Origin of the sequence: Desulfovibrio sp. SGI.133 (assembly GCF_050313955.1) — a bacterium.
In the GTDB taxonomy this organism is placed as follows: Bacteria; Desulfobacterota; Desulfovibrionia; order Desulfovibrionales; family Desulfovibrionaceae; genus Desulfovibrio.
This window is the reverse complement of the sequence record NZ_JBNPMK010000015.1, coordinates 1-3,027: the sequence shown is the minus strand read 5'-3', so window position 1 is coordinate 3,027 and position 3,027 is coordinate 1. Positions and strand designations below refer to the sequence as shown.

At 52.1% G+C, this 3,027-nt stretch carries 1 rRNA gene; it reads left to right on the top strand.

The features are described from left to right. Positions 1-79 precede the first annotated feature (79 nt). Positions 80-3,012 (top strand): 23S ribosomal RNA (locus tag ACQRBR_RS12025). Positions 3,013-3,027 lie beyond the last annotated feature (15 nt).

Sequence of the window (3,027 nt, the reverse complement as noted above, 5' to 3'; positions counted from 1 at the left end):
AACCGGATATGATCCGGCCATCACGAAAGTGATTGCTCTTTTACAATTGAATAGGGATGGAAGGAAGTTTTTTTCGAGAAGACAAGTTGACAAGAGCATCGGGTGGATGCCTTGGCGTCGGAAGGCGATGAAAGACGTGGTAAGCTGCGAAAAGCCTCGGGGAGAAGCTAAACATTCTATGATCCGGGGATTTCTGAATGGGGAAACCCGGCGGAGGTCATGCTCCGTCGCGGGTACTTGAATACATAAAGTGCCCAGCGCCAACTCAGGGAAGTGAAACATCTCAGTACCTGAAGGAAAAGAAATCAAACGAGACTCCCAAAGTAGCGGCGAGCGAAATGGGATGAGCCCAAACCGGCTGGATTCGTTCAGCCGGGGTTGTAGGGCCGGCATATGTGATTCATGAGTAGGCAGGGGAAATGAGCTGGAAAGCTCTGCCAGAGCGGGTGACAGCCCCGTACCTGAAACTGAAAGCGACACAGCCGGTACCTGAGTACCGCGAGACACGTGGAACCTCGTGGGAATCCGGGAGGACCATCTTCCAAGGCTAAGTACTAACCGACGACCGATAGTGTACCAGTACCGTGAGGGAAAGGTGAAAAGAACCTCTGTTAGAGGAGTGAAATAGAATCTGAAACCTGGTGCTTACAAGCTGTGAGAGCGGACTTGTTCCGTGATCACGTGCCTTTTGCATAATGAGTCAGCGAGTTAATCTGTACTGCAAGGTTAAGCGTGAGTGGAGCCGTAGGGAAACCGAGTCTGATAAGGGCGATGAGTAGTGCGGATTAGACCCGAAACCGGGTGATCTATCCATGAGCAGGTTGAAGCAAGGGTAAAACCTTGTGGAGGACCGAACCAATACCGGCTGAAAACGGTTTGGATGACTTGTGGATAGGGGTGAAAGGCCAATCAAACCCGGTGATAGCTGGTTCTCCCCGAAATATATTGAGGTATAGCCTCATGGATTGTCTACCGGAGGTAAAGCACTGACAGGGCTAGGGGTCCTACCAGATTACCAAACCCTATCAAACTCAGAATGCCGGTCAGATGTACCATGGGAGTCAGACGGCGGGTGCTAAGGTCCGTCGTCGAGAGGGTAAGAGCCCAGATCAACAGCTAAGGTCTCCAAATCTATGCTCAGTGGTTAAGGTGGTGACGTTGTAGAGACACCCAGGACGTTGGCTTAGAAGCAGCCATCGTTTAAAGAAAGCGTAATAGCTCACTGGTCTAATGACGTTGCGCCGAAAATGTAACGGGGCTAAGCATAGTACCGAAGCTTTGAATTCCGCGTATGCGGTCTGGTAGGGGAGCGTTCTTCACGGGCTGAAGGTGTGTCGTAAGGCATGCTGGACTGTGGAGAAGTGATTATGCTGACATGAGTAACGATAAAACGGGTGAAAAACCCGTTCGCCGTAAACCCAAGGTTTTCCGGGTAAAGGTAATCTTCCCGGAGTTAGTCGGCCCCTAAGGCGAGGCTGAAAGGCGTAGCTGATGGGAAACGTGTTAATATTCACGTACTTGTGTGTTCGCGCGATGAAGGGACGCAGGAAGATAGGCAAGCCGGGCGCTGGTTGTCCCGGTGCAAGTGTGTAGGGATGAGAAGTTGGCAAATCCGCTTCTCTCTATCCTGAGACACGAGTCCGTGACCGAAAGGTCTGAAGTTGTTGAGTCTATGCTGCCTAGAAAAGCTTCTAAGTATAGGACACGCAAACCGTACCGGAAACCAACTCAGGTGGGTGGGATGAATAATCCAAGGCGCTCGAGAGAACTCTGGCCAAGGAACTCGGCAAAATAACCCCGTACCTTCGGAAGAAGGGGTGCTTTTTAGGGTGAAGCGATTCACTCTGTCGAGCCCTGAAAAGCCGCAGAGAAATGGTGGTGGCGACTGTTTACTAAAAACATAGGTCTGTGCCAAGTCGTATAGACGACGTATACGGACTGACGCCTGCCCGGTGCTGGAAGGTTAAAAGGAGGAGTCAGCGCAAGCGAAGCTCCGAATTGAAGCCCCAGTAAACGGCGGCCGTAACTATAACGGTCCTAAGGTAGCGAAATTCCTTGTCGGGTAAGTTCCGACCTGCACGAATGGCGTAACGATCTCCACACTGTCTCGGCCAGAGACTCGGTGAAATTGAAGTCGCGGTGAAAATGCCGTGTACCCGCAGAAAGACGGAAAGACCCTGTGCACCTTTACTATAGCTTGACATTGGGATTTGAGCCTGCATGTGTAGCATAGGTGGGAGCCTGTGAACCCTGTACGCCAGTATGGGGGGAGGCAACGTTGAAATACCACCCTTGTTTGTTCAGGTCCCTAACTCTTCGCCGTTACCCGGTAAGAGGACAGTGTCTGGTGGGTAGTTTGACTGGGGCGGTCGCCTCCCAAAATGTAACGGAGGCATGCAAAGGTTCCCTCAGGCTGATTGGAAACCAGCCGTCGAGTGCAAACGCAAAAGGGAGCTTGACTGCAAGAGAGACATCTCGAGCAGGTACGAAAGTAGGTGTTAGTGATCCGGTGATCCCGAATGGAAGGGTCATCGCTCATTGGATAAAAGGTACGCCGGGGATAACAGGCTGATCGCATCCAAGAGTTCACATCGACGATGCGGTTTGGCACCTCGATGTCGGCTCATCACATCCTGGGGCTGAAGCAGGTCCCAAGGGTACGGCTGTTCGCCGTTTAAAGTGGTACGCGAGCTGGGTTTAAAACGTCGTGAGACAGTTTGGTCCCTATCTTCTGTGGGCGTAGGAGAATTGAAAGGGCCTGTCCCTAGTACGAGAGGACCGGGATGGACACACCACTGGTGGACCTGTTGTCGTGCCAACGGCACAGCAGGGTAGCTATGTGTGGAAGGGATAACCGCTGAAAGCATCTAAGCGGGAAGCCTGCCTTAAGATAAGTTCTCCCTGACGCAAGTCCTGAAGGGCCGAGGTAGACGACCTCGTTGATAGGCTGGAGGTGGAAGCCCTGTGAGGGGTGGAGCTGACCAGTACTAATAGCCCGTGCGTCTTGTTTCTCGAAAAAATCCTTCC